This window comes from Nostoc sp. DedQUE09 (assembly GCF_034530915.1).
Classification (GTDB): domain Bacteria; phylum Cyanobacteriota; class Cyanobacteriia; order Cyanobacteriales; family Nostocaceae; genus Nostoc.
On the sequence record NZ_JAVRCE010000015.1, the window covers coordinates 58,940 to 81,271 of the forward strand.

26 protein-coding genes are annotated in these 22,332 nt (G+C 42.4%); 16 read left to right on the forward strand and 10 right to left on the reverse strand.

The features are described 5' to 3' along the window. The first annotated feature begins 4 nt into the window (after positions 1-4). The 7 genes from RMY27_RS12285 (at position 5) to grxD (ending at position 4,687) form a co-directional block, all read left to right on the forward strand. A complete protein-coding gene (locus tag RMY27_RS12285) occupies positions 5-577 on the forward strand; it encodes a DUF981 domain-containing protein (RefSeq protein WP_322663508.1) in 573 nt (190 codons plus the stop codon). Positions 578-625: 48 nt separating this feature from the next. Next, positions 626-940 carry a glutaredoxin 3 gene (gene grxC, locus RMY27_RS12290; RefSeq protein ID WP_322663510.1) on the forward strand — a complete coding sequence of 105 codons (315 nt, stop codon included), beginning with the start codon at positions 626-628 and terminating at the stop codon, positions 938-940. A 228-nt stretch (positions 941-1,168) separates the two neighbouring features. After that, the gene (gene tadA, locus RMY27_RS12295; protein WP_322663512.1) at positions 1,169-1,654 is read left to right on the forward strand and encodes a tRNA adenosine(34) deaminase TadA; all 486 of its coding nucleotides are present in this window, start codon (positions 1,169-1,171) and stop codon (positions 1,652-1,654) included. Between the two features lie 113 nt (positions 1,655-1,767). Further along, the gene (locus RMY27_RS12300) at positions 1,768-2,523 is read left to right on the forward strand and encodes a 1-acyl-sn-glycerol-3-phosphate acyltransferase (RefSeq protein WP_322663514.1); all 756 of its coding nucleotides are present in this window, start codon (positions 1,768-1,770) and stop codon (positions 2,521-2,523) included. Positions 2,524-3,182: 659 nt separating this feature from the next. Beyond that, a complete protein-coding gene (locus RMY27_RS12305) occupies positions 3,183-3,791 on the forward strand; it encodes a hypothetical protein (RefSeq protein WP_194042006.1) in 609 nt (202 codons plus the stop codon). Positions 3,792-4,018: 227 nt separating this feature from the next. After that, the gene (locus RMY27_RS12310) at positions 4,019-4,276 is read left to right on the forward strand and encodes a BolA family protein (protein ID WP_094349510.1); all 258 of its coding nucleotides are present in this window, start codon (positions 4,019-4,021) and stop codon (positions 4,274-4,276) included. Between the two features lie 87 nt (positions 4,277-4,363). Continuing rightward, the gene (gene grxD / locus RMY27_RS12315; protein ID WP_094349509.1) at positions 4,364-4,687 is read left to right on the forward strand and encodes a Grx4 family monothiol glutaredoxin; all 324 of its coding nucleotides are present in this window, start codon (positions 4,364-4,366) and stop codon (positions 4,685-4,687) included. Between the two features lie 345 nt (positions 4,688-5,032). On the opposite strand, the gene RMY27_RS12320 is transcribed toward grxD, so the two are convergent. Continuing rightward, positions 5,033-5,281, reverse strand: a complete 249-nt coding sequence (locus RMY27_RS12320) for a DUF6761 family protein (RefSeq protein WP_099102685.1) — start codon at positions 5,279-5,281, stop codon at positions 5,033-5,035. A gap of 598 nt (positions 5,282-5,879) precedes the next feature. Here RMY27_RS12320 and RMY27_RS12325 point away from each other — a divergent pair. Continuing rightward, entirely contained in the window at positions 5,880-6,653 is a 774-nt protein-coding gene (locus tag RMY27_RS12325; protein ID WP_094349507.1) for a response regulator transcription factor, read from the forward strand. Positions 6,654-6,811: 158 nt separating this feature from the next. On the opposite strand, the gene RMY27_RS12330 is transcribed toward RMY27_RS12325, so the two are convergent. The 4 genes from RMY27_RS12330 to RMY27_RS12345 all read right to left on the reverse strand — a co-directional run bounded on the left by RMY27_RS12330 (position 6,812) and on the right by RMY27_RS12345 (position 9,227). Further along, positions 6,812-7,585 carry an ABC transporter ATP-binding protein gene (locus tag RMY27_RS12330; protein WP_322663517.1) on the reverse strand — a complete coding sequence of 258 codons (774 nt, stop codon included), beginning with the start codon at positions 7,583-7,585 and terminating at the stop codon, positions 6,812-6,814. A gap of 27 nt (positions 7,586-7,612) precedes the next feature. Continuing rightward, on the reverse strand, positions 7,613-8,179 hold the full coding sequence (locus RMY27_RS12335; RefSeq protein ID WP_322663520.1) for a hypothetical protein: 567 nt from the start codon (positions 8,177-8,179) through the stop codon (positions 7,613-7,615). Positions 8,180-8,247: 68 nt separating this feature from the next. Next, complete coding sequence (locus RMY27_RS12340) at positions 8,248-8,709, reverse strand: DUF4079 domain-containing protein (RefSeq protein ID WP_322663522.1); 462 nt, start codon at positions 8,707-8,709, stop codon at positions 8,248-8,250. 122 nt (positions 8,710-8,831) lie between these two features. Next, positions 8,832-9,227: a DUF1830 domain-containing protein gene (locus RMY27_RS12345; protein ID WP_322663524.1), complete on the reverse strand. Its 396-nt coding sequence runs from the start codon at positions 9,225-9,227 to the stop codon at positions 8,832-8,834. 587 nt (positions 9,228-9,814) lie between these two features. On the opposite strand from RMY27_RS12345, the gene RMY27_RS12350 reads away from it, so the two are divergent. From RMY27_RS12350 to RMY27_RS12370, 5 genes are all read left to right on the forward strand, one after another. Beyond that, a complete protein-coding gene (locus tag RMY27_RS12350) occupies positions 9,815-11,407 on the forward strand; it encodes a photosystem II high light acclimation radical SAM protein (RefSeq protein WP_322663526.1) in 1,593 nt (530 codons plus the stop codon). An 87-nt stretch (positions 11,408-11,494) separates the two neighbouring features. After that, entirely contained in the window at positions 11,495-12,892 is a 1,398-nt protein-coding gene (locus tag RMY27_RS12355) for a DICT sensory domain-containing protein (protein ID WP_322663527.1), read from the forward strand. Further along, positions 12,889-13,527, forward strand: a complete 639-nt coding sequence (locus RMY27_RS12360; RefSeq protein ID WP_322663529.1) for a pentapeptide repeat-containing protein — start codon at positions 12,889-12,891, stop codon at positions 13,525-13,527. Before RMY27_RS12355 ends, RMY27_RS12360 begins: the two co-directional genes overlap by 4 nt. Before the next feature lie 57 nt (positions 13,528-13,584). Further along, a complete protein-coding gene (locus tag RMY27_RS12365) occupies positions 13,585-13,827 on the forward strand; it encodes a hypothetical protein (RefSeq protein WP_322663531.1) in 243 nt (80 codons plus the stop codon). Positions 13,828-13,950: 123 nt separating this feature from the next. Continuing rightward, a complete protein-coding gene (locus RMY27_RS12370; RefSeq protein ID WP_322663533.1) occupies positions 13,951-14,088 on the forward strand; it encodes a hypothetical protein in 138 nt (45 codons plus the stop codon). A 147-nt stretch (positions 14,089-14,235) separates the two neighbouring features. Here the strand turns inward: RMY27_RS12370 and RMY27_RS12375 are convergent, their stop codons facing one another. The 3 genes from RMY27_RS12375 to clpS all read right to left on the reverse strand — a co-directional run bounded on the left by RMY27_RS12375 (position 14,236) and on the right by clpS (position 16,330). Then, positions 14,236-15,153 carry a pentapeptide repeat-containing protein gene (locus tag RMY27_RS12375; protein WP_322663534.1) on the reverse strand — a complete coding sequence of 306 codons (918 nt, stop codon included), beginning with the start codon at positions 15,151-15,153 and terminating at the stop codon, positions 14,236-14,238. Next, positions 15,150-15,983, reverse strand: a complete 834-nt coding sequence (locus RMY27_RS12380; protein ID WP_322663536.1) for a type II CAAX endopeptidase family protein — start codon at positions 15,981-15,983, stop codon at positions 15,150-15,152. Before RMY27_RS12380 ends, RMY27_RS12375 begins: the two co-directional genes overlap by 4 nt. Before the next feature lie 65 nt (positions 15,984-16,048). Then, a complete protein-coding gene (gene clpS / locus RMY27_RS12385) occupies positions 16,049-16,330 on the reverse strand; it encodes an ATP-dependent Clp protease adapter ClpS (protein ID WP_322663538.1) in 282 nt (93 codons plus the stop codon). 294 nt (positions 16,331-16,624) lie between these two features. Here clpS and RMY27_RS12390 point away from each other — a divergent pair, with 294 nt between their 5' ends. Beyond that, a complete protein-coding gene (locus RMY27_RS12390) occupies positions 16,625-16,990 on the forward strand; it encodes a hypothetical protein (RefSeq protein ID WP_322663634.1) in 366 nt (121 codons plus the stop codon). Between the two features lie 260 nt (positions 16,991-17,250). Here the strand turns inward: RMY27_RS12390 and RMY27_RS12395 are convergent, their stop codons facing one another. Both RMY27_RS12395 and RMY27_RS12400 read right to left on the reverse strand, forming a co-directional pair. Further along, positions 17,251-17,394, reverse strand: a complete 144-nt coding sequence (locus tag RMY27_RS12395; RefSeq protein WP_322663539.1) for a hypothetical protein — start codon at positions 17,392-17,394, stop codon at positions 17,251-17,253. Between the two features lie 313 nt (positions 17,395-17,707). Next, on the reverse strand, positions 17,708-17,908 hold the full coding sequence (locus RMY27_RS12400; RefSeq protein ID WP_094349495.1) for a hypothetical protein: 201 nt from the start codon (positions 17,906-17,908) through the stop codon (positions 17,708-17,710). Between the two features lie 471 nt (positions 17,909-18,379). On the opposite strand from RMY27_RS12400, the gene RMY27_RS12405 reads away from it, so the two are divergent. Together RMY27_RS12405 and RMY27_RS12410 are read left to right on the forward strand one after the other, a co-directional pair. Then, a complete protein-coding gene (locus RMY27_RS12405; RefSeq protein ID WP_194043404.1) occupies positions 18,380-18,709 on the forward strand; it encodes an STAS domain-containing protein in 330 nt (109 codons plus the stop codon). 148 nt (positions 18,710-18,857) lie between these two features. Continuing rightward, entirely contained in the window at positions 18,858-21,539 is a 2,682-nt protein-coding gene (locus RMY27_RS12410) for a TIGR03960 family B12-binding radical SAM protein (protein ID WP_322663542.1), read from the forward strand. The last annotated feature ends 793 nt before the right edge of the window (positions 21,540-22,332 follow it).

Genomic DNA, 22,332 nt, shown 5'->3' on the forward strand with positions numbered 1-22,332 from the left:
AATTGTGTTTATCGACTACATCACACTCATGTTGATCAATATGGTAGCTGGGTTATTTCTACTGGCTGACTATGTGTATCGTGGTATAGATAGTTCTAATCAAAGACAGTGGATTCCAGGATTCGGAATTACAGGTGCGATCGCACTCACGACTGGTTTACACATGAGCTTCACCTGGCCAGTAATGGGTAGCTTTAACATTGCCTTCGGTGAGACGAGTATCCTATTTGGAATCTTGTTTATTGCGGCTGCGATCGCACTTGCTCAAGGTTGGGATTTATTGACAATCGCCATTTACGGCTTCTTTGCTGGTGTAGTTGCGATCGTAGTCGGTATCCGTATCATCAACTTGAATTTGACAAAGCAACCGCTTTTATCGGGAATAGGCTTTATTTTAACTGGATTAGGCGGTATTTTTGCAGCACCAACTCTTTATTGGAAAACCAACCGAACTTGGCGGCTAATTGGCGTAGCAGTGCTGATAGTAGCCGCTCTAATTTGGGCATTGACTGGATATTTGGCTTACTGGAATCATTTAGAGGGTTTCCAAAAGTGGGTTCCAGCGCCGATGCGGTAAGCAATGATCTAGGCTAAAGACATAGTTAAAACCTTGCTTAAGATCAATATGCTCGACTTTCTTAATCCCCTTTTAAATCGCCATCCAGAGCGAGTCAAAGCCAACGTCGAACTTTACACATGGCAAACTTGCCCTTACTGCATTCGAGCCAAAATGCTGCTGTGGTGGAAAGGTGTAAATTTCACTGAATACAAAATCGACGGCGACGAAGCAGCCAGAGCGAAAATGGCAGAACGCGCTAACGGCCGCCGCACAGTACCACAAATTTTTATCAATAACCAGCACATTGGCGGCTGCGATGACCTCTATCAGTTAGACACACAAAGTAAACTCGATCCCCTTTTAGCTCAAGCCGCTATTTAGAAATCAAATTAACCCCAACAATTTTCTTGGTGATGCTATGTTGGGCAATTTTTGATTTTAAATTGCTCAGTAAGCAAGTTTGTAGTAAGGACTTTAGTCCTTAATTTTCTAAGCACTAAAGTGCTTACTACAAACCCTAAACTTTCAAAACTAGCTTGACAAAGTGCCAGAAAACTGTGGCACAAGTTTGCCCACCTTTAGGGCAAGGAATATTGAATTGATAAGAATATGTTAACCATGTATACGGAATATCTTATACATCAACAATGGATGAATTATGCCTTAGAATTAGCAAAAACAGCAGGTGATGCAGGTGAAATCCCTGTAGGTGCTGTTATCATTGATTCAACAGGCAAATTGCTAGCAGAAGGAGAAAACAGAAAAGAGCGCGATAAAGACCCTACTGCTCATGCGGAAATTCTAGCTATCAAGACAGCTGCAACAACTTTACAAAATTGGCATCTTAATGAATGCACACTCTATGTCACTCTCGAACCTTGCCCGATGTGTGCAGGTGCGATCGTCCAATCACGACTAGGACTACTGGTATATGGAGTAGACGATACAAAAACTGGCGCAATTCGTACAGTTATTAACATCCCCGATAGTGCTGCTTCTAATCACCGTCTCCAAGTAATCGGAGGCATTCTAGAGTCAGCTTGTCGTCAGCAATTACAGACTTGGTTTGCTATTAGGCGGCGTAAAGTAAACTAACGGACAGAGGTAAAACTGTCCATCTACTACGACACAAGTCACACAAGAGAATCTACGGTGTAACTAATCACGCCTTTCGTTAAATTTTTACCCGTCAATCAGCTGCATCCGTCATGATGGAATTTTACTCTTCATCCGATACCAGCCAGCACACCTCAGTAAGTCCTCAGGTAGATAGCACTACCTCAAAGGTTTCTCCTTGGTTAAGTCCCCTGGCATATTTATTAGGGCGTCACTGCCTATTACCATTATTCTTTGGACAAATTAGAATAACCGGACAAAAAAATATCCCCACAACTGGGCCTGTGATCCTTGCGCCTACACATCGGGCGCGTTGGGATGCGTTACTTGTACCCTACGCTACCGCTTGCCTGAGAAAGCAAGACTTGCGATTTATGGTGACTATTGACGAATGCCAAGGTTTGCAAGGCTGGTTTGTTCGACGTTTAGGGGGATTTCCTGTAAATTCTAAGCATCCATCAATTCGCACGCTGCGACATGGAGTAGAGCTACTTCAGCAGCACAAAACCCTGGTCATCTTTCCAGAAGGTAACATTTTTCGTGATGGCCAAGTTCACCAGTTGAAGCCAGGAATTGCTCGTCTTGCTTTGAGTGCCGAATCTAGCCATTCTGGGCTGGGAGTGAAAATTATACCCGTAGGCATTAACTACAGCCAACCTTATCCCAATTGGGGTACAGATGTGAGTATTGACATTGGCTCCCCAATAAAAGTCGCAGATTACATGAATGGCTGTATAAAACAAGATGCAAAAAGCATCACAACTGATTTAGCAAAGGCACTGCAACAATTGAGCCATCAAGAAACAAAAGTTACTAATCACGCATTTGCAGAAATTACTAATTCTTGATAAAGTCAAACCTCATAATCATTGACCGTGCATAATTCAGAAACTGCAAAATTCAATATTTGAGACTAATTGCTAACTGCACTGCTATATTTATCCTAAGTAAGTCAAAAAAGATTAGTGGTATTTTGCAACCTTTGAGGATGTATATATAAATTACCCTCTATTGATAATATATTCAGCCAAATTGGCATTTTTTTGAGCCAATAGCTAAATTAATTGTCTGCAAACTACTGAATTGCTGGATGATAAATATTTTCACATTTGGTCAGATAGTTAAATAAAAGTTGGGAAGCGCCGACTGAAGACATCGCTATTCTGAACTAGTTTGGTGCGATGCCTACGGTGGGATTCACCTACGCAAATACTTCAAGCAGTGCTTTGGAAAAATTCTCCTGCCAAATATCCCAGTTAAACTGAGATAATTATTGGAGATAAAAGTAAGTACTCAGACGGATGGTGACGCACTCCAGCTTCAGTATCGCCATCGCAGTGATATAAGTTAGTTGGTATACAGGGGTAATGGGAACTCTATTAAACTGATTTTTAGTCTAAATCAGAGATACTTAGGAAGTAACTTTGCTTTGTCCAAGACCAAAACAGAGTTAAGATACCCGAAGTTTCCCTAACTCTTTTATATAGTTGTTGCACTAATTGATCCCATGAACACTGCTGTCGCTGTTACCTTGATGCACCGTACTGTTTTATCAGTTATAGCAGTCCTCAGCCTGCTATCACCTGTGAATGCTCAGGTATCACAGTCACCAGGCACTACCAGCCAACCACAACCCATTGACCCCAACGATCCTAATAACCTCCGCCCCATAACCCAAAGTAACAGCCTTTTGAGCATTGCAGGTGGCGATCGCTTAGTAAAAGATGCAGAACAAGCCGTTTCTGCTCAAAACTACACCTTAGCTGCCAAGAAACTGCAAGAAGCACGTCAAGTTTATAATCAGCTATCTAATTTTTATCAAGAGTTAAATTCTAGCTTTTCGGGAATTGACAACAGAGTTTCTGATTCTCAGCGTCAAAAAGCTCTATTAACAGCCCAAAAGCGAGATGAAGCCACCTTTCAGCTAGCATTGGTACATCGGGCACAAAATCAGCCAGAATTAGCTGTACCATTGTTAGTTCAAATAATTAAGAGTCAGAACCCGACGCGTGATTTAGGCAAGAAAGCCTATAAACAGTTGTTTGAGTTGGGTTTTGTTGATTCTCCCTATCCCAGAGAAGGTGGTAATTCATCCTCTTCATCCCCCAAAAAATAAATAAAATTTTTGTTGCCTGTTTTTCCCTACCCACATTTCCCTAACCAGTCGCTTGGGAACGCCCCAGTGCTAGGATAGAGCTATCCGCCATAACCAAGACCTGAGCGTTCTCAAGCAATACACCTCAGAGGCCCCTTTATCTATAGCCTTGCCAAAGCCTGAAGTTGGCACAGGCATTTGCTCTATATCTGTTAATAATAGAAAAGTAAGTTTTTTCAGGAATTGCGATGATTAGTCCGCAACAGGTTGAGGAAATGATCAAGGCGGGACTGCCAGACGCACAGGTTCAGGTGCAAGACTTGACTGGTGGCGGCGACCACTATCAGGTGACAGTAGTTTCATCGCACTTTGCAGGTAAAGGACTAGTGCAACAGCACCAGTTAGTTTATGGTGCGTTGGGTCAAGCTATGTCAACTGAAGCGATTCATGCCTTGGCGGTGAAAACATACACTCCCGAAGCTTGGCAAGCAACAGCAGCTTCGTAAATAAGAGTCAGAAGTTAGGAGTTATAAATTTTGACTCCTTACTTCTCACTCCTCACTGTTGAATCCAACATAGGAAACATAAATACCATGACACCAGAACTCAAAGACAAAATTGATAGCTTGCTACAAGAAAACAAGATTTTAGTTTTCATGAAGGGAAACAAGTTAATGCCCCAATGTGGTTTCTCCAACAACGTTGTGCAGATCCTCAATACCTTGGGAGTTCCCTTTGAGACGGTTGATGTTCTATCAGACCCTGAAATTCGTCAAGGTATCAAAGAATACTCTAGTTGGCCCACAATTCCCCAAGTATATATCAATGGTGAATTCCTTGGCGGTTCTGATATCTTGATTGAACTGTACCAGAAAGGTGAATTGCAGGAAAAGGTAGAAGTAGCATTAGCTTCTTAAGCTCTCTTTACCCAAACTAAAGGGTATGTTGCTGAATTTGCCCTTTGCAATCAAGGCAATGTGCTGTTTTTAATATCCTTGAAAGGAGAGATACTATTTCTTTCCCCTTTCAAGGTTTTTTTAATCGGTTTCTGACAAAAATACTCTTTGTTGGACTTGATTTTATTGCTAGACAACAATCCCCTCACTCTGATTGGCAAAACCAATATAGGGCTGAGGGGATGCGTTTAATCAATACAATATCTCCAAAATTTCACACCACGAAATCCGTTGACCAATACAGATAATATGCTATAATTATCTGCGGTAATTAACGGTTACTAGCAATGACCAGGTAAATGGTAGTTAGTAGTAATCGGGTTGTGGCTGTGGTTGCGGCACTGCAAAGTTTGATCCATCGTACAAGAAGCGGCTGGCCTCCTCTTCTAGGCGATGAATCAGAAAAGGTTCAATGACGTTGCTATGTCGCAGTGCGGCTAGATATCCATCCAAATACATCCGCATGTCATCCGTGCGATAACCGCGATTCCATAACTCGATGAAGGCATCGGTGAGTCTTTGGTAATAGCGGATGGTTTGTGTGTCTTGGAGCATAACTGCTGTATTAATCTCTTTGGAATGAGAATTGTAAATGATTCACGCTAAAAAGTGAAGTGTAATTTCACTTTGGCATAAACTCAAAGTCAACACATCTACTTTGGGTATTACCCTCATAGCAGCTACAAGCTACTTTAATCCTATTCCAGAAAACATCGATTCTAGTTAGCTGCTTAAGTTATTTTTTTGATTTTCACAATCAACAGCCCAATTGTATTGATGTTATATTCCTGGATGGGAGTACTAAATCTTTGCGAAAAAATCCACTTTTACCATAAGTACCATAAGCTCGAATCAGGTTGAAAAGCTGTTGTTGTTAGCTGGTTGGGTTATACATATTTGCCACATTACACCCATCTAAAAGCAAAATGTTAAGTTAAAAGAACTTTTCATAAGTCTAACAATACTTTCGAGAAATTTAATAAAAATTTAATAATATTTCTCATCCCCTATTGGCAAGGCATAAATTAAATATATTGCCACTGATTTTATTAGGAAATGTAAAGTTAATGGCAATTGAAGTAACAAAGGCTACAAAACCTTAGAGATGGGCTTGTTACTTTGAAAGTCATCGACGCTAAGGGGTCTTGCCACCGTGGGTTCGGTTTGTATAGAAATCATTGAGGGGAATCCCCATCTGAGGTCGTTGTTGGGTTGGCACTTGCAACAACTGGAATACCGCGTGCATCAAGCTGCCAGTATTTATCAAGCAAGGGAAGTATTTTTAAGCCATCAACCAACACTGGTAGTTTTAGATGCAGACCTGCCTGATGGTGATGGCATTGAGTTTTGTCGTTGGTTGCATCGTCAGCAGCAGCCTCTAATCTTAATGCTATCTGCCCGTAATAGTGAAGCTGATATAGTCGCAGGTTTAAAGGCGGGTGCAGATGATTACTTGAGCAAACCTTTTGGGATGCAAGAGTTTTTGGCACGGGTAGAGGCACTGATTCGCCGGAAGCGCACACCTACTGCACCAGCTTATTTGGATTATGGCACTTTGCAAATCGATTTAGTTCAGCGCCGTGTCCGCTTCCAAGGGGAGTTTATTGACTTAACGCCCCAGGAATTTAGTTTGCTGTACGTTTTGGCACAAGCTGGAGGAGTACCTCTAAGTAGATCGGAATTGCTGCGTCGTGCTTGGCCTGACGCTATCGATAACCCTCGTACCATTGATACTCACGTTTTATCGCTGCGGAAAAAGGTTGAACTCGATCCCCGGCAACCCAATTTGATTCAAACTATCCGCAATGTTGGATACCGTTTTAACATGGAAATTTTGAATACGAATATTTCACAGTCACAAACAACAAAGTTAGCTAGAGAGAGATTTAATAATCAACGTTCAACACTTACTAGTAGTCAAGTGTGAATAGGGCATCCCTTCTCTGCGAGACGCTACGCGAACGGCTTCTCTACGAGACGCTACGCGTTAGCGGAGCTTTCGCTTTAGCGATACGCTCAGGGCAAGTGGGCATTGGGGTGAGGGGGAGTAAGAAAACGATTCCTGATTCCTGTCTCATCCAAAATTTAAAATCCAAAATCGTCTTGAGATGCTGCTTGAATCAGGTTTTTTCGTAATTCAATCCAGTCTATCTCTGAGGCTCTTTGATTTGCGAATAAATGACCTTGTTGTAGGTGTAATAACCGAGTACAAAACATCTGGGCTAGTTCCAGTTGATGATTTACCATCAGAATCGTGGTTTGATGAGTTTGACTCAACTGGATTAAGACTTGCATTAGATGAGAAGCCGTACCAGTATCGAGGGCAGAGGTTGGCTCATCTAATAATAATATTTTAGGCTGGATAACTAAGGCACGAGCGATCGCTACTAGTTGTCGTTGTCCCGCAGAAAGTTGCACCTCTGTTCGCCCTAACCATTCATTGGGAATGTGCAGTTGGTCTGTCCAATGATTAACTCGTTGCTGAATTGTCTGTTTGGGCAAACCACGCAAAACTAAAGGATAAGCCAAGGCTTGCCCAACTGTCATCCCTAACAGTTTTGACTCTTGCAATACAAGTACAAGCATCTGTCGTAGCTGGATGACGGGAATTTGGCGATATTCTTGATTTTCTAGATAGAGCTTACCACTCGTGGGTTCAATTAGGCGGTTGATGAGGCGTAATAACGAAGTTTTACCAGCGCCTACTGAGCCTACAATGGCAATGCGATCGCCCTGAAATACTTCCAAGCCAATATCTCGCAATATGGGATACCCTTGCTGATTGCCGGGAAGTTGGGTTTTCAGCTTTGTAAACAGATTAACTTGCTCTAGCCTGAGTATGGCTTTTGCTGTATTCAACGGGACTGAGGATTGCAGAGAAATAACCTAAGTTAATTGTGTAGTAGTTAAGGCTGTAGCGATCGCCCAGCCATCGACTAATAGTAGCAGCAGAGTGAATACTAGTAAAATCAGGTACATCCAGGGCTGTGCTAAAGGGCGAACATCTGTGGTGTCAATGCTCGTCTTTGCTTGGACAATTTGCACCAAACGGGCAAATCCAGCTACACGCATCGGTAGTAAATAAGCTTTCCCATCCTGGCTGAGGAAATAATAAACTAGCCCTCCTTGACCAGTGCTGCGGGGTTTTAACTCTTTGACTTGTGACCAAGGTAAAGACCAGCCTTTACGAAAAAAGCGAGGCACCCAGGCGGGGTAAGTAACCTGAATTCCTTGGTCATCTACCATGACTTGTTCGGTTAATACCGCGTACAAGGCAACTAAACCGATGCCAATCCCTATCCACAATAATTCTGGAGGTACGGGTGCAGCTGTTACCTGCGATAAAAATGGTAATGGAACTGTGAGTGCTATGTATAGACTCAGCAACGTTATCCGAATCAAAGGAGACAAACGAAAAACAGAAGTTGAGATATTGGCTGAGTTTGCTGTCACGGCTCAATTACAATGCTTTTCTTCATTGTAGGATAGGTCTATGTCCCTGGTAGTTGATGTGTAGTAGTTCACGGTAAATACTTTTGCACTACAATCCAACCAGTAAGGGACACCCAGGCAAATCCTATAAATAGAATAATATTGACGCCGATGTGTAAGGGTCTAGCCCAAGGTCGTCTGACACTAATTTGGCTGGCACTGAAAGCAGATAGTAAAACTAGTGCTACCACTATCAATCCAGCGATTAAGTGCGATGAGTGACCTAAAGAGCCAAAGTGCCCTAAAGTGCCAACAATACCGATCGCTAGCAGTAGTAAGACTAAACTTACCATGCTGATGCCCATTGTATAGTGGAGCGATCGCACCCCTTTATTACCGCCCATAAATGGCGTGATAAAAGGAAATTGTTGCGAAGTTCTCGCCCGAAACATCCAAACGCCGGTGACTGCTAACATCAGATATGCCAACAGAGACAACCCCATAGACCAGGCGGCTATTTTCCACAACCAAAGAAATGAAGGCAGATTCATAAGAATGATTGTAGATGAGATGAGGGAGACAATGAGAATAACCAATGTCCCATACCCAATAAATAATAAACAAAAGGGCTGCTAAATTAGCAACCCTTAAATTTAGATAAAATTGTTTTTTTTTAATCAACCGAGGCTAAACCAAGGATTTGCAAGGGTTTTGTAGTATCTCCGATTTTTGTATTAATTTGCTGCACCATTAGTTTGGTATTAAAAGGGTCTTTTTCATCTGATGAGTCTGTATCAAACTCATTAGTACTGGGTTCTTCGAGCATCAGGCGATCGCACGGAATCTTATCGGATAAAATTGCACTAGCCATCATCCCTGTATGAATCTCCACTTGACCTTTTAGCGGAGCTTCAAAAACTAAACGTTGTCCAGGGAAAACAACCCTTTCAAAATACCAGTTGGGAATATTGGAGATGCGAGCTACCTGTATTTTGCTCGTGGCATTAATGTAGCAGCAGAGAATTTTTCCCGATTGCTCAGGTGGTAGAGGATCTAATATTTGAGCCATAACTGCTGAGGAGCTTTACGCCACAATTTTACATTACACTAGCCAAGCCTAGCACCCACTGATCCCAGTTGCTGTAACTGCGAATACCAACTGAATCTTTGTAGATTATTTCTGTCTAAAGATATATTTTCAGTTGTGAAAATTTTGTAACTTTTCACACCTTTTTCGGAATTATACACTATAAACAAAAGTTTTTGATATTTTTTTCTGGTATAAAAGTTTCAATTCTCTTAAAACAGATTGTTAGGGAATTGACATAACGATGATCCCCTAGCTTTTAGCATAGCGAAGAAGTAAGTTTTGCTCTTTCATCTATCCCAGGATTAATCGGCTGGGATCATCGCTTAATGAATAAACTCGATGTTATGGTAAAGCTATATGAAAAATATCTTCATAAAGCTCTCTATACATTCCATGTATGTTTTATGCACAGCAATTTTAGCGTTTTCCGCAGTTGTTAACGGCAAGTGACCTAGTATCAATAATTGGCTGAAATGTCAAGCACGATTGTGATAAATAAAACCAAATAAAACAAGCACACACTTTAAAACTGAATGTTTTTCTCGCTTTCTCCACAGATTGGCAAGATGGAAGTTAAAACACAGATGATGGAAAATCGAATTCTTTACGTTCGCCTTCCTTGTAACCCCATCTTTCCTATTGGGGTTGTCTACCTAAGCGATCATGTCCACAAGCAGTTTCCTAATATTGAACAGCGCATCTTTGATTTGGGAACAGTGCCACCTTTAGATTACAGTTCGGCTTTGGATCGCTGTATTGATGAATTTAAACCGACACTACTAGTATTTTCTTGGCGGGATATTCAAATTTATGCCCCAGTTGGTGGGCGTGGTGGCAACCCTCTGCAAAACGCTTTTGAATTTTACTACGCCAAAAATCCTCTATTGAAACTACGCGGTGGATTGGGCGGTTTGCGAATCTTCATCGCTTATTATGTAGAGTTGTGGCGAAACCAGGGCTTAATCAAACGCGGTTTAAACCGTGCCCAAAAATATAATTCTGATGCTCGTGTAGTTGTCGGTGGTGGTGCAGTCAGCGTATTTTACGAACAATTGGGTAAAAGCTTACCCAAAGGGACAATTATTTCTGTAGGTGAAGGCGAAACCCTGCTGGAAAAACTTTTAAGTGGCAGAGATTTTCGAGATGAACGCTGTTACGTTGCCGGAGAAACTCAACCACGTCAACGGCTAATTCACGAACAACCCACCCCAATAGAAAAAACAGCTTGTAACTACGACTATATCGAAAGCATCTGGCCGGAATTTAACTTTTACCTGCAAGAGCAAGACTTTTATATAGGTGTACAAACGAAGCGTGGTTGTCCTCACAACTGTTGTTATTGCGTCTACACTGTCGTCGAAGGCAAACAAGTACGTATCAACCCAGCAGATGAAGTAGTTGCGGAGATGCGCCAATTATACGATCGCGGCATTCGCAACTTCTGGTTTACCGATGCCCAATTCATCCCTGCGAAAAAATTTATCGCCGATGCTGTAGAACTATTGCAAAAAATCGTCGATTCTGGTATGACAGATATCCACTGGGCAGCATATATCAGAGCCGACAATTTGACACCTGAATTGTGTGAGTTGATGGCGAAAACGGGGATGAACTACTTTGAAATCGGGATTACCAGTGGTTCTCAAGAACTTGTGCGGAAAATGCGGATGGGGTATAACTTGCGAACCGTCTTGCAAAACTGCCGTGACTTAAAAGCCGCTGGTTTCAACGACTTAGTTTCTGTGAACTACTCTTTTAACGTCATTGACGAACGTCCCGAAACCATCCGCCAAACCATTGCTTACCACCGCGAACTAGAACGGATTTTTGGTGCAGATAAAGTGGAACCTGCTATCTTCTTTATTGGACTACAACCCCATACCCATTTAGAAGAATACGCTTTCAAAGAAGGCATCCTCAAACCAGGGTACAATCCAATGAGTTTGATGCCGTGGACAGCCAAAAAACTTCTCTGGAATCCCGAACCCCTTGGTTCATTCTTCGGCGAAGTCTGCTTGCAAGCTTGGCAACAAAACCCCAACGACTTCGGGCGCGAAGTCATGAAAATCTTAGAAGAAAAGCTGGGTTGTGCTGACTTAGAAGCAGCACTGACAGCACCATTAGAGACGAAAGAAAAACAGTTAGCGGGTGTATCCTAGAAAACACTAAAATGTGAAGAAATTCAGAATTTTGAATTTCTCCCTCTATCTTCCTCAGTGCCTCTGCGGTTATTTTTACCAAATCCCATGTTAGAAGGTTCAATCCTACAAAAACTAGAAACAGCCCATCGTCACACCACCAGGCCAATTCGATTCGGTGTTTACTACAAAAATACCTTAGTTGCCCTGTGCCACGCTCTAGAAGACCATATCTTAACCGATGACGGTACACCCTTAGTCATCACAGCTTTTCAACAAGGTAAATGGTATCTACAAGAAGCTGATCGATATGCAGACATCGCCCAATATAGTTGCCAAATTGCCATCATGGCTGCTGCTGAATCTGGCTTTGCTGAACATCCTACCAGCCAGCTACCCAATGTAGACTTAGTAGGATTAGATTCAGGCGATCCAGTGGCGCAGGAGTGGCACTTAATTATTTTATCGCCTAAATACACAGCAATGGTAATTTGTCAAGAATTATCTGAGGCTGATTATGGTAGCGCTGGAGTACCAACATCAGACTTAGAGCGCAAATTCTATGGCTTGTGGACATTTGAGCCAGAGTTAGTACAAGAGACAGCAGAAATAGCGATCGCTCACATCAAAAAATACAACCCAGAACTGGCCCAAAAACTCACAGGCGATAAACAGCAAATTGTCCCGTCAATGGACAGATCCCAAAATTTAGGTGCAGTTGTCTCTCGTGTAGTAGATTACCTCCAGACTGGGCAAGAAAATTTATCCATCCCAACAGCATCTCACCAGCAAACCCTAGATCGCAACTTGGTTTCTAACGAAATTCAAGCCTTTTTGCGAATGGCGCAACTGATGGATATGGCAGATGTCAACAATCCAATGGCAGCTGCGGAAATAGTAGTTCTTGCTGAAGCGATCGCCCAGCTTTTGGATCTTCCCGCATGGCAGATTAAGAGGTTGCGGTTAGCGGCTTTATTACATCGCATAGATCCATTACAAAAAGCCGAAAGCGTTCTCACAGGCGGTATATCCACACGCTACCAAGAAGATGCCCCCAGTTCTCCATTAACTTGTCCCTTAGTACCAGGGGCGCAAGTATTGCGAACCATGCCACGGCTGCGAGCAGTTGCCCAAATTATCACTCACCAAAGCGAGTGGTGGAATGGCACAGGGGAACCAGCAGGTTTAGCTGGAGATGAAATACCTCTAGAGTCGAGAATTTTGGCATTATTGGCAGATTTTCAGTGGCGACTCAATCAGCGAAAATCGTCAAATCAAAGCCGGGAACAGATATTTACTCAAGCTTTAGATGAGTGCAGACAGCAACAATCCACCCGCTTTGACCCTAAACTTGTAGATACCCTAGCTTTATTAGTAATGGGTTTACAACAGGGACTTGACTTACCCTTGATGACACCCAAATTCAGCGCCGGCATCTGGATACTTGATTCCCAATGGGATAGCCACAGCAAGATAAGCGAGCAGATTGGTAGTTACTTTACATGAATATTGAAGCCATTAAATTAGGAAAACTCAAACAACTTCCAGGGGCAAATTTAGAAGACGAGGAACTCTCCCGACTGGATTTAAGCCGGATTAATCTTGCTGGTGCTACCCTTGTCGGCACTAATTTCACTGGTTCCAAACTCGAAGGTGGGCATTTGGAGGGGGCAAATTTGATGGGAGCCAACCTCCAAGCAACTGACTTACGGGCGAACTTGATGGGAGCGAACCTGATGCAAGCAGATTTAACAGGCGCTGACTTGCGAGGTAGCAATTTGCGTGGTGCTAACTTGATGGGAGCAAGGCTCAGTGATGTGTCATTGGTGGGTGCTTTCTTGAGTGGTGCCAATTTAATGAACGTGAACTTGCAAGGCGTTGATTTGCGCGGTGCTGACTTGCGCGGTGCAAACCTGACTGGGGCAAATCTCAAAGGTGCAGACTTGAGCCGCGCCGATTTGCAAGGGGCTTTATTGAGTGAAGCAAATTTGGAAGAAGCTGACTTGCGGGGGGCGAATTTGGCGGGGGCTAATTTGACGGGAGCGAATTTACTTTGTGCAGAGTTAGAAGGTACAAATTTGAGCGGCGTTAATTTGAATAAAGCGTGTGTGGTAGGTACTGTGGTTGAGACGCTTGCGTAAATATTGCACCAAAAAACCACCTATGCCGATTATTTGTATTTTTGAGGACTACCCACAATGATACCCGTCGCTGCACAAGTCTCAATTAGCGCAATCATTCCCATGTTGACTGCGATCGCAAATCGGCAATGGGAACAGTTCAAAGAACTGGAGGCTAATTTTGTATCCCAGTATGGTGTAGAGGTATGGCAAGAGGTTTTTAATTTCCGTCTCAAGCCAGCACTGGATAAAGATTCTGACAGATGGCTACTGATTCAGTGGTGTGGTGAAGGAGTTATCTCAGTCAAAAATATGGCGTAGGTGCGATCGCACAAAGTGAATTATGGCGATCGTTTTTATTGCCATCCGAAGGTCACTACTTCGTGGTTTCGCAATATTCTTAGCTATTGTTAAAATTTTCGCAAATGAAGCAGGTGAAAATTTGTGAGCCTAAAAGAAGTTATCAGACTAGCAAAGCAACTTTCAACCGTGGACAAAGTACGTTTTATCCAGCAAATTGCTCCTGATATAGAACATGAGTTAACAGATAAATCATCTATCGTTCTCCGCAAATTATTGTGAGGACTGTGTGCGGATTTGGGAAAAGCACCTTCGGCAGAGGAAACTGATGTAGCCCGTACTGAAGAATGGGCTAGTTTTCCACGGGAGGATATTTGATGCTGCGTGCTGTAGCTGATAAATATGTACTCCTGTAAAGGAGGCAACTGATTAATTTTGAAAACATCCTTTCTTGATTTTACTAAAAATGAAAGGATATCCCAAATATTTACCTAACCTAGTTTTGCAAGCAGGTAGTCCTAATTTGGCGCGAAATTCTTCGTCGTATACTGCTTCTTCCCAATTTTGTGCCAATTTAATCTGCTCGGTTGTGAGATTTTTAGTATGACGAAAGTCTGTTCTATCTACGCTACTTTGAGTAAAGTCAACATCACGGAGATTTGCATCTCTTAAATCATTTCCATCCAATTTTGCGACATTTAATCTAGCACCACTCATATCTACATTTCTTAAGTCTACATCGACGATTAATTCGCTGTGGCTTAAATCAGCATTTTGTAAGTTTGCCGAGTGAAGGTTAACATTGCCGAAGCTCGCGTAAGATAAATTAGCTTGATTTAGATTTGCTCCCGTTAAATCTAAACCTGTAAGGTAGGCACTTTTTAAGTTAGCACCACTTAAATTCGCAGCACGGAGATTACTATCAGAAATAAATAAGCCAGAGAGATTAGTATCAGAAAAGTTAGCTGATTGTAAGTTAACTTTCTCTAACGAAACTTTATAATCAACATTACAACTAAAATCGATATCACCGATTTCTGAGAATCCAGATTCTCCATGATCATCTTCAGATTTATCAGTCCATCGCATTTCTGCTTGGCGTAGATCAGATCCTTGTAAATTTGCACCATCTAATTTAGCATCTGTTAGTTCAGCTTCTCTTAAATCTGCTCCAGCCAAATCAGCATTTGTTAAATTAGAACCACCTAAGTCACACTTGGGACATTTTTTAGTTGTTAGCAACTGCTTCACATGAGCCGGATTTGAAGTTTTTTTAGCCTCACAATCTGTACAACCAGAAATAAAAGTGAGTAATAAAGCTGATACGATTAATATTTTTATTTTCATATATGACGCGATCGCTCAGTTCGCCCCCGTATCCCCAAAGCTAGTACACTCATTAACAACACTCCCATCACTCCTTGCAGGGGGTTGTTATTCACACCAGTTACCCAATCAGGAACCTGACCGGAATATTTCACTAATTTACCTACATTAATAATGTAGTAACCCCAAACTAAACCACCATGTAGACCAATTGGAAAACCCAAGCGTCCCCTCCGCCAACGCTTTCCCCATACCTGCGTTAACCCCAGCAGTACTAAAGCTGGAAATTGCGGCAGTGTATGAATAATTGCCTCCAATGGTTTAATAAAGTGCAATGTAGCAAAGGCAATTGCATCTGTCCACAGTGCCACACGCGGGCTGTAATTTCGTTGTAATTCATCTAGCAACCAGCCTCGGAATAACAATTCCTCAGCAAATCCAACACCTAACCCAACAAGTAAACCCTCTAAAACAACTTTCAGCAAAAAAACTTTCGGTTGTTGCCACACCAACCAACCCAACAAACTTTCTACCCCAAAAAGTATCAGAATATTAATTATCCCCAGAGCCAACCCACGCAGTAAATCTACACCGTTTTGCCGCGTGAATTCTAAGCCATAATGCCGCAGAATTTGCGACTGCTGGTAGACATATTTGCCCCATAGTCTCAGGAGGAAAATAAATACCGCATATAACAATACCAATGTCAATATACTTTCTAAGTTTGAATTATCTACTAGTAAGTATATTGGTGTAGCCAATGGCAACCATAGCAACAGTAAAGTCAAAATAAAACAGCCCAGCCTGATAGGGGCAGGGCGTTCAGCTAAACGGATAAGGTTTTCTTTCATACCAATGTAAGTCACCAGCCAATACTCTAAATTTTGACCAATGACCAATGACCAATAACTAATGACTATTCATCAGGTTCAATAGTGCTACTTAAACCGTGACCTTTCAATGTTTCGCAATAAAACTCAGCGTGTTCTAGGGCGCAAGTAATGACTAAAGCTAGCCCGTTAGTATGGGCTTCCATCATGATGCTCACAGCTTGGGGTTGGGTAAGGCTTGGTACAGTGGCGATTAGCGACTGTACAACATGCTCCATAGAGTTGTAGTCGTCGTTATGGAGCAAAACGCGATACCGAGGCGCGAGCTTGCGGGTTGTGGAAGGCTTTTGAATAGTTTCAACTGACACGGCTCTCTGCTCTTTTCTCGTTACTTCACTACAACAAAGTCTCTGTTTTGCGATCGCTCAACAGTTGTTTACCTATTCTATAGTATTTCTGCTCAAATACTATGCGAGGAAAACCTTTGCTGGCAGGGATTGGTTGTATTAGTTTTGCGTAGCCACTTGATAAGGCACATGTCTAAGACATGGCTGCCGTAAGAGTGCTACCCTAATCTTACAGAAGCTTTTCTTAAACGTAGCGCATTTTCACTTTTAAGATTAAAGAAGTTGCAAGCAAAATAATCCTTGCCCCTGCCCAAGATGGACATGAGCCTAGATTTTCTTCAACCGGGACAAATTGTGTCTCTAGAGTATGGCGACAGGAACCTGTATGCAGAAGTCATTCAATTTGTAGTTTCCCGCCAGTTGTGCTGGGTGCGTCCCTTATTAATGGTTACTTTCATAGAAGAATCACCCCTAATTACCGATTTGCGAGATGCATCTGACTTACTTTGGCCTGCCAATTTATTTCGCCCAGCATTAGACACAGAAGTAATTACCTTCTTGAGCCAACTTTTAGCGAAAGAACCAAAAACTGAAGCTGATTCAGTCGCAAAGCAGCAACTGAATCAGTTTATTCACCAACTTTGGCAAGCATATCAAGAGGGGTTGGAGATTGGGGATTAGGCAACATAGAGACTTCTTGAATAATTCTTCCTTGTCTTCCTTGTCCCTCTTGTCTTCCCATCTCCCAGCGATGCACTGAGTTTCGACACAACGACTGCGCTTAGTGCATCGCTGCGCAAAAATCGAGCTAAGTCGGGATTCAACTACCGCTGGTTGTTGGCGCAGCCTCTCCAAGAGTTGTATCCCTAATTCCCAGTCTCTTCCTCAACTGTAGCGAATACCAACATTTTTCATGCGTTGAAGACTGTGAAATTCGATTGCTACATCCTTCGTACCAGAAATTTTTTCGTACCTTCGTAAATTGGATAATTGTGGTTAGCAGCGTCGTCAATCGCCTCATGCATCACCTGAAGGATATGACTAGAAGTCAGTTTATCTGGCTCGCCAGTATCTATATTGATCATATCAACTCCCTTAGCAACGAGTTCATTCCGCTTGTGGACAAATTCAGCAAACAGATTGGGAGGAATTTTTTTAAGCATTTAGCGAACTGTATGAAAATTGACTACGAATGTACAATCTAGATGTTCATTAGCACAGTTTACGCCACCTTAACTATTTAAATAATCAACCTCATAGAAAAAGACTAGCAATCATATCGCCTTTGTATCCCTTTGCTAAATTTAATTACGAATACGTTAGGGCGTCCTCGTATCCTTGAGAAGCAAGCTACACACAACTTTTGTCTACCACAAGCTGCGCGAACGTAGAGAGCATCTAAAATCCCAGGCTAGGAACCAACTGGATTCGTCCAGCATCCATCTCTGCCATTAATAATTCTAGGGCTTCATAATCAACATCAGAAATGTAACCCAGTTCTGTTAGTTCTGAGTTGATTTCATTCTCTATCTCAGGAGTTAGTTTTTTAATGTCAAGAGCTTTTTCTACCAATTTACGAATAGCGTACTGAGTTCTCATAAGTAATAACCCAACTGTAATATGACACTAATCATCCCAGATCAGCCTCAGTATAAAGAGTGATCCAAATACTAACTTAGTAGTGATATATATCACAATTTAATTAGTTAGATAGATAATTCACTATGACTTTGCCGTATGCCATCAGCAACGCTAAAGTGCGAGATTTAACCTAACGTTAAGACTGGGCTAAATTAGCTCTAGTTATAGACTAAGCAAGGTTTCTCAGCATAGTTACTGATAATTTGTCTGCTTTATGGCTGTCTATAGTTGATTGTTTTTGAACTGACATAAAAAAAAAGTATATATAAACACATTTTAACCTGGAATTATAACAATCTTTAAACAGACATACTAAAGCAATAAAGATTCAGCAAAGAGAGCTAAGACGTATGGTCGATGCAACAAAATAGAGTTTATGTTCAAATAATCCTTAGCTTGACGCTTCAAAATTCTTAATAGGATGTAACTATGCAGGCAGTGCTTAACTATCCCAAGATTGCAGTTATTCGCCCCCAAGGGTGTTTAAATGCTGCAAACGCCTTGGAATTTGAACGAGATATGACCACAGCGTTGGCGCAAAATGGGATTTCCATCTTGGTAGTAGACCTCGCAGCAGTAGAATCGTTAGACAGCGCGGGGTTGATGGCATTGTTATCTACACACAAGCTGGCTCTTACTTTAGGAAGAAGTTGCCAACTTCGCGCTGTTGCTCCACAAATTAGAATGATTTTTGAACTGACGCAACTTGATAGGGTATTTGAAATATTAGACGCTGAAGCCGAATTAGCCCAAACATAACTTTATGTAAAAGCGCAAATGTTTAGGTAATAAGCGGACTTTATGTAAAGGAGTTGTAAGTTGCAACGATAAAATCTGTTAGAAGACCTAATTCAATGCTAATGTTGGGGTTGGGTAGCTGTAATTAAGGTAGCTAGAAGATAGCACAGTGGTTGTTGCAGTTGAAAAATTAATAACGTCGGATATTTTAAAACCAGCACGTTACTTAGGTAACGAGCTGTTAGCAGTACACAAACCTTGGGATACGGCAGCAATACGTTGGGTTTTAACCTACCCAGAAGTATATGAAGTCGGTGCATCTAATTTAGGGCACATCATACTTTATAACATCTTGAATGCCCAACCGCGTCAATTGTGCGATCGCGCCTACCTCGCAGGAAAAGACCTGGCAGCCAAACTACGCGAAACTAATACGCCGTTGTTTGCGGTAGAGTCAAAGCGATCGCTGACAGAATTCGACATTTTAGGCTTTAGCCTCAGTTACGAGCTGGGTGCAACTAATATCCTCGAAATGTTGGATTTGGCTGGAATTCCCTTGACGTGGCGAGAGAGGCAGGGAAGCAGAGGAGCAGAGGGGCAGGAGGGTAAGGAATCTACTGATACCCAGTCGCCCTTTCCGTTGATTTTCGCTGGTGGGCAAACAGCGACATCAAATCCTGAGCCTTATGCTGACTTCTTCGACTTTATCGCCCTTGGAGATGGAGAAGAACTGCTGCCAGAAATTGGTTTGGTGTTGGAAGAAGGCAAACAAGCAGGATTAAGTCGGGAACATCTGTTACTGGATTTGGCACAGATACCAGGCGTATATGTGCCTCAGTTTTACGACATGGCAGAGGATGGCTCAGTTCACCCTCGTCGTCTAGACGTGCCAAAACGAATTCTGCGGCGGGTTGCAACTCCCATACCAGCATATTCCATAGGGTTAGTTCCTTATGTAGAAACGGTGCATGACCGCTTGACCATTGAGATTCGGCGTGGTTGCACTCGTGGCTGTCGCTTCTGTCAACCAGGAATGCTGACTCGACCAGCACGGGATGTAGAACCCGATCAGGTTGTAGAAGCAATTGAACAGGGTATGCGGGCAACTGGTTACAATGAGTTTTCCCTCCTATCTCTGAGTTGTTCTGATTATTTATCCCTACCAGCAGTGGGGATGGAAATCAAAAATCGCTTAAAAAATGAAAATATTTCTCTGACTCTACCAAGCCAACGGGTAGACAGATTTGATGAGAATATTGCCAACATCCTGGGAGGTACGCGCCAAGGTGGACTGACTTTTGCTCCAGAAGCTGGTACTCAGCGGATGCGAGACATTGTGAATAAGGGGTTGACAAATGAAGAATTGTTGCGAGGGGTGAAAACCGCTTGGGAGCAAGGCTGGGATAAAATAAAGTTGTATTTTATGATTGGCTTGCCGGGTGAAACGGATGCTGATGTTTTGGGCATTGCTGAAACGGTAAGCTGGCTACAGCGAGAATGTCGAGGCAAGGGCAGAAAACCTCTAAACTTTAACCTGACGATTTCTAACTTTACGCCCAAGCCCCATACACCATTCCAGTGGCACTCAGTTTCTACCGCTGAATTTAAGCGCAAACAAAACCTGTTGCGGCAAGAATTCCGCCGAATCAAGGCAGTGAAGGTAAATTTTACCGATGTCCGCATTTCGGCAATGGAAGATTTTGTGGGACGAGGCGATCGCAATTTGAGCAAAGTAGTCCGCCTTGCCTGGGAATTGGGTGCAGGTATGGATTCCTGGTATGAAAATTTAGATCGAGCTTTTGGCGCTTGGGGATCTGCGATCGCCCAAGCTGATTTAGATTGGAAATACCGCCAAGTAGAAAATGGCGAATGGAATTTGTTTCACGTAGAGACGCAAAAGGGCAAAGAAGCAGAGGAGAATAGCCCACTCAGTACTCCCCACTCCCTCGATATTCCCCTGCCTTGGGATCATATTGATACTGGGATTGACAAAAAGTGGCTCCAAGAAGACTTACAACGCGCTCTAGAAGCTACAATTGTACCCGACTGCTCTTTTGAAGGTTGTTCTCATTGTGGCGTCTGTAGCACTGACTTTGGGCATAATATCGTGATTGAATCACCTGCTATCCCAAAATTTGCTGGCGAATTTGTCCCCAACACAACTAAGGCGCAAAGACTACGAGTTTGGTTTGGCAAACAAGGTAATATGGCTTTGATGAGCCATCTTGATTTAATCCGTCTATTTGACCGAGTTGTGCGACGAGCAGGCTTACCAATTGCTTTCACTGGTGGCTTTCACCCAATGCCACGGATTTCTCTAGCAACTGCTTTGGCTTTAGGGGCTACTAGTAGCGGTGAAATTGCAGATTTTGAGTTAACTGTGCCAGTGGAAGTTGATACTTTCCTCAGAAAGTTGGCTTGTGAAATGCCCACAGACATACCTATATATAATGTGGAGCAGATAGATTTAAAAGCTAGTGCCGCTACCCAACTGTTAGAGTCCGCAGAGTATTTAATTACTGTAGCAGCACTTGCAGAAACAACACCCATACAATGGCAAAACTGGATTGATACAATCAAAGCAAAAGAGGAACTTTGGTACGAGCAAATAACTAAATCAGGCAAGAGCCAGTTAATAAATCTGCGTGATCGCTTATTTGAACTGGAGTTAGTAGAAAACTACAATTGCGTTGCAGAATCTATGTCATCTGTAATCCGTTATCTAGGTAGCTATCGCCAAGACGGTTTGGTGTTGCGTCCCGAACAAATCCTGTTTATGCTAGAGACAGTGGCTGGTGTAGAATTTCAACTCCTGCACATCCACCGCAATCGGCTAATTTTAGGGATATAATCCCTGTAGGGCAACTTGCTAGTAGTTGTCCTAAGATGGCAGCTCACAGGAATTGATTTTTAGCAAGGTTGCGTTAGAATAGGGTGAAGAGAAATTTTCTGGCGCTGCATTGAATTAGCTGGTTCACTACCCTGGTATTCAGGGGACGAAAGCAAAGATATTAGAGTGCAACTTCTAGGATTTTATCCTAGACAAACAAAAAGCAGATTAAAGAATGCACACTCTCTCTATAGCTACCTTGTGAATCAATAACTAACAGCAGGCTCGGTTAGCTTCTCTAAATCCATGCTTTTAAACAACTGCTGAATGTCTAATCCAGGTAGTGCCCAAGAGCTAGTGCATTACTTTTTTAGAGTTAAAGCAACTGCTGTCGGTTATGCCGACTTGTTGTAGACGTTCACGAGACGCACAAAGGGCTGCTTGTCTTAGGCTAGAGCCGCTCAAGGCAGGTTGGCAACTGGCAAATCTGAATATAACCCTAAAATAAATCCAGGGAATGGAAAATAGAAATAGTTTCTTTTTCTTAACGAATTCAGTAGGTTACTCTCAAATAAAGCATCCTGAGTTAAAATGCTCACTCAGGATTTAGAACTTTCAACTCAGAACTCTCAAGATTTGAGGGTATTGCATCACAAATCAACCACGGACGGTTGATTTAATTGCTTAAACGATATGCAGCAGTTCTGGAATAATCAGCCGTAGAAACGCTCTTAAGAGCGCCAATAGCTATTTAACTTAGAAGCTCAGATTTGCGATTTTTATTATCAGTAGCGCCTTTTGAGGGTTGCGAGGG

Coding starts and splice junctions, on each gene's coding strand:
- tadA (WP_322663512.1), top strand. CDS start 1,169: ATGTTAACCATGTATACGGAATATCTTATACATCAACAATGGATGAAT.
- RMY27_RS12300 (WP_322663514.1), top strand. CDS start 1,768: ATGATGGAATTTTACTCTTCATCCGATACCAGCCAGCACACCTCAGTA.
- grxC (WP_322663510.1), top strand. CDS start 626: ATGCTCGACTTTCTTAATCCCCTTTTAAATCGCCATCCAGAGCGAGTC.
- RMY27_RS12360 (WP_322663529.1), top strand. CDS start 12,889: ATGAATATTGAAGCCATTAAATTAGGAAAACTCAAACAACTTCCAGGG.
- RMY27_RS12400 (WP_094349495.1), bottom strand. CDS start 17,908: ATGAGAACTCAGTACGCTATTCGTAAATTGGTAGAAAAAGCTCTTGAC.
- RMY27_RS12345 (WP_322663524.1), bottom strand. CDS start 9,227: ATGGCTCAAATATTAGATCCTCTACCACCTGAGCAATCGGGAAAAATT.
- RMY27_RS12305 (WP_194042006.1), top strand. CDS start 3,183: ATGAACACTGCTGTCGCTGTTACCTTGATGCACCGTACTGTTTTATCA.
- RMY27_RS12310 (WP_094349510.1), top strand. CDS start 4,019: ATGATTAGTCCGCAACAGGTTGAGGAAATGATCAAGGCGGGACTGCCA.
- RMY27_RS12380 (WP_322663536.1), bottom strand. CDS start 15,983: ATGAAAGAAAACCTTATCCGTTTAGCTGAACGCCCTGCCCCTATCAGG.
- RMY27_RS12340 (WP_322663522.1), bottom strand. CDS start 8,709: ATGAATCTGCCTTCATTTCTTTGGTTGTGGAAAATAGCCGCCTGGTCT.
- RMY27_RS12320 (WP_099102685.1), bottom strand. CDS start 5,281: ATGCTCCAAGACACACAAACCATCCGCTATTACCAAAGACTCACCGAT.
- RMY27_RS12405 (WP_194043404.1), top strand. CDS start 18,380: ATGCAGGCAGTGCTTAACTATCCCAAGATTGCAGTTATTCGCCCCCAA.
- grxD (WP_094349509.1), top strand. CDS start 4,364: ATGACACCAGAACTCAAAGACAAAATTGATAGCTTGCTACAAGAAAAC.
- RMY27_RS12395 (WP_322663539.1), bottom strand. CDS start 17,394: ATGATCAATATAGATACTGGCGAGCCAGATAAACTGACTTCTAGTCAT.
- RMY27_RS12355 (WP_322663527.1), top strand. CDS start 11,495: ATGTTAGAAGGTTCAATCCTACAAAAACTAGAAACAGCCCATCGTCAC.
- RMY27_RS12365 (WP_322663531.1), top strand. CDS start 13,585: ATGATACCCGTCGCTGCACAAGTCTCAATTAGCGCAATCATTCCCATG.
- RMY27_RS12390 (WP_322663634.1), top strand. CDS start 16,625: ATGGACATGAGCCTAGATTTTCTTCAACCGGGACAAATTGTGTCTCTA.
- RMY27_RS12350 (WP_322663526.1), top strand. CDS start 9,815: ATGGAAGTTAAAACACAGATGATGGAAAATCGAATTCTTTACGTTCGC.
- RMY27_RS12375 (WP_322663534.1), bottom strand. CDS start 15,153: ATGAAAATAAAAATATTAATCGTATCAGCTTTATTACTCACTTTTATT.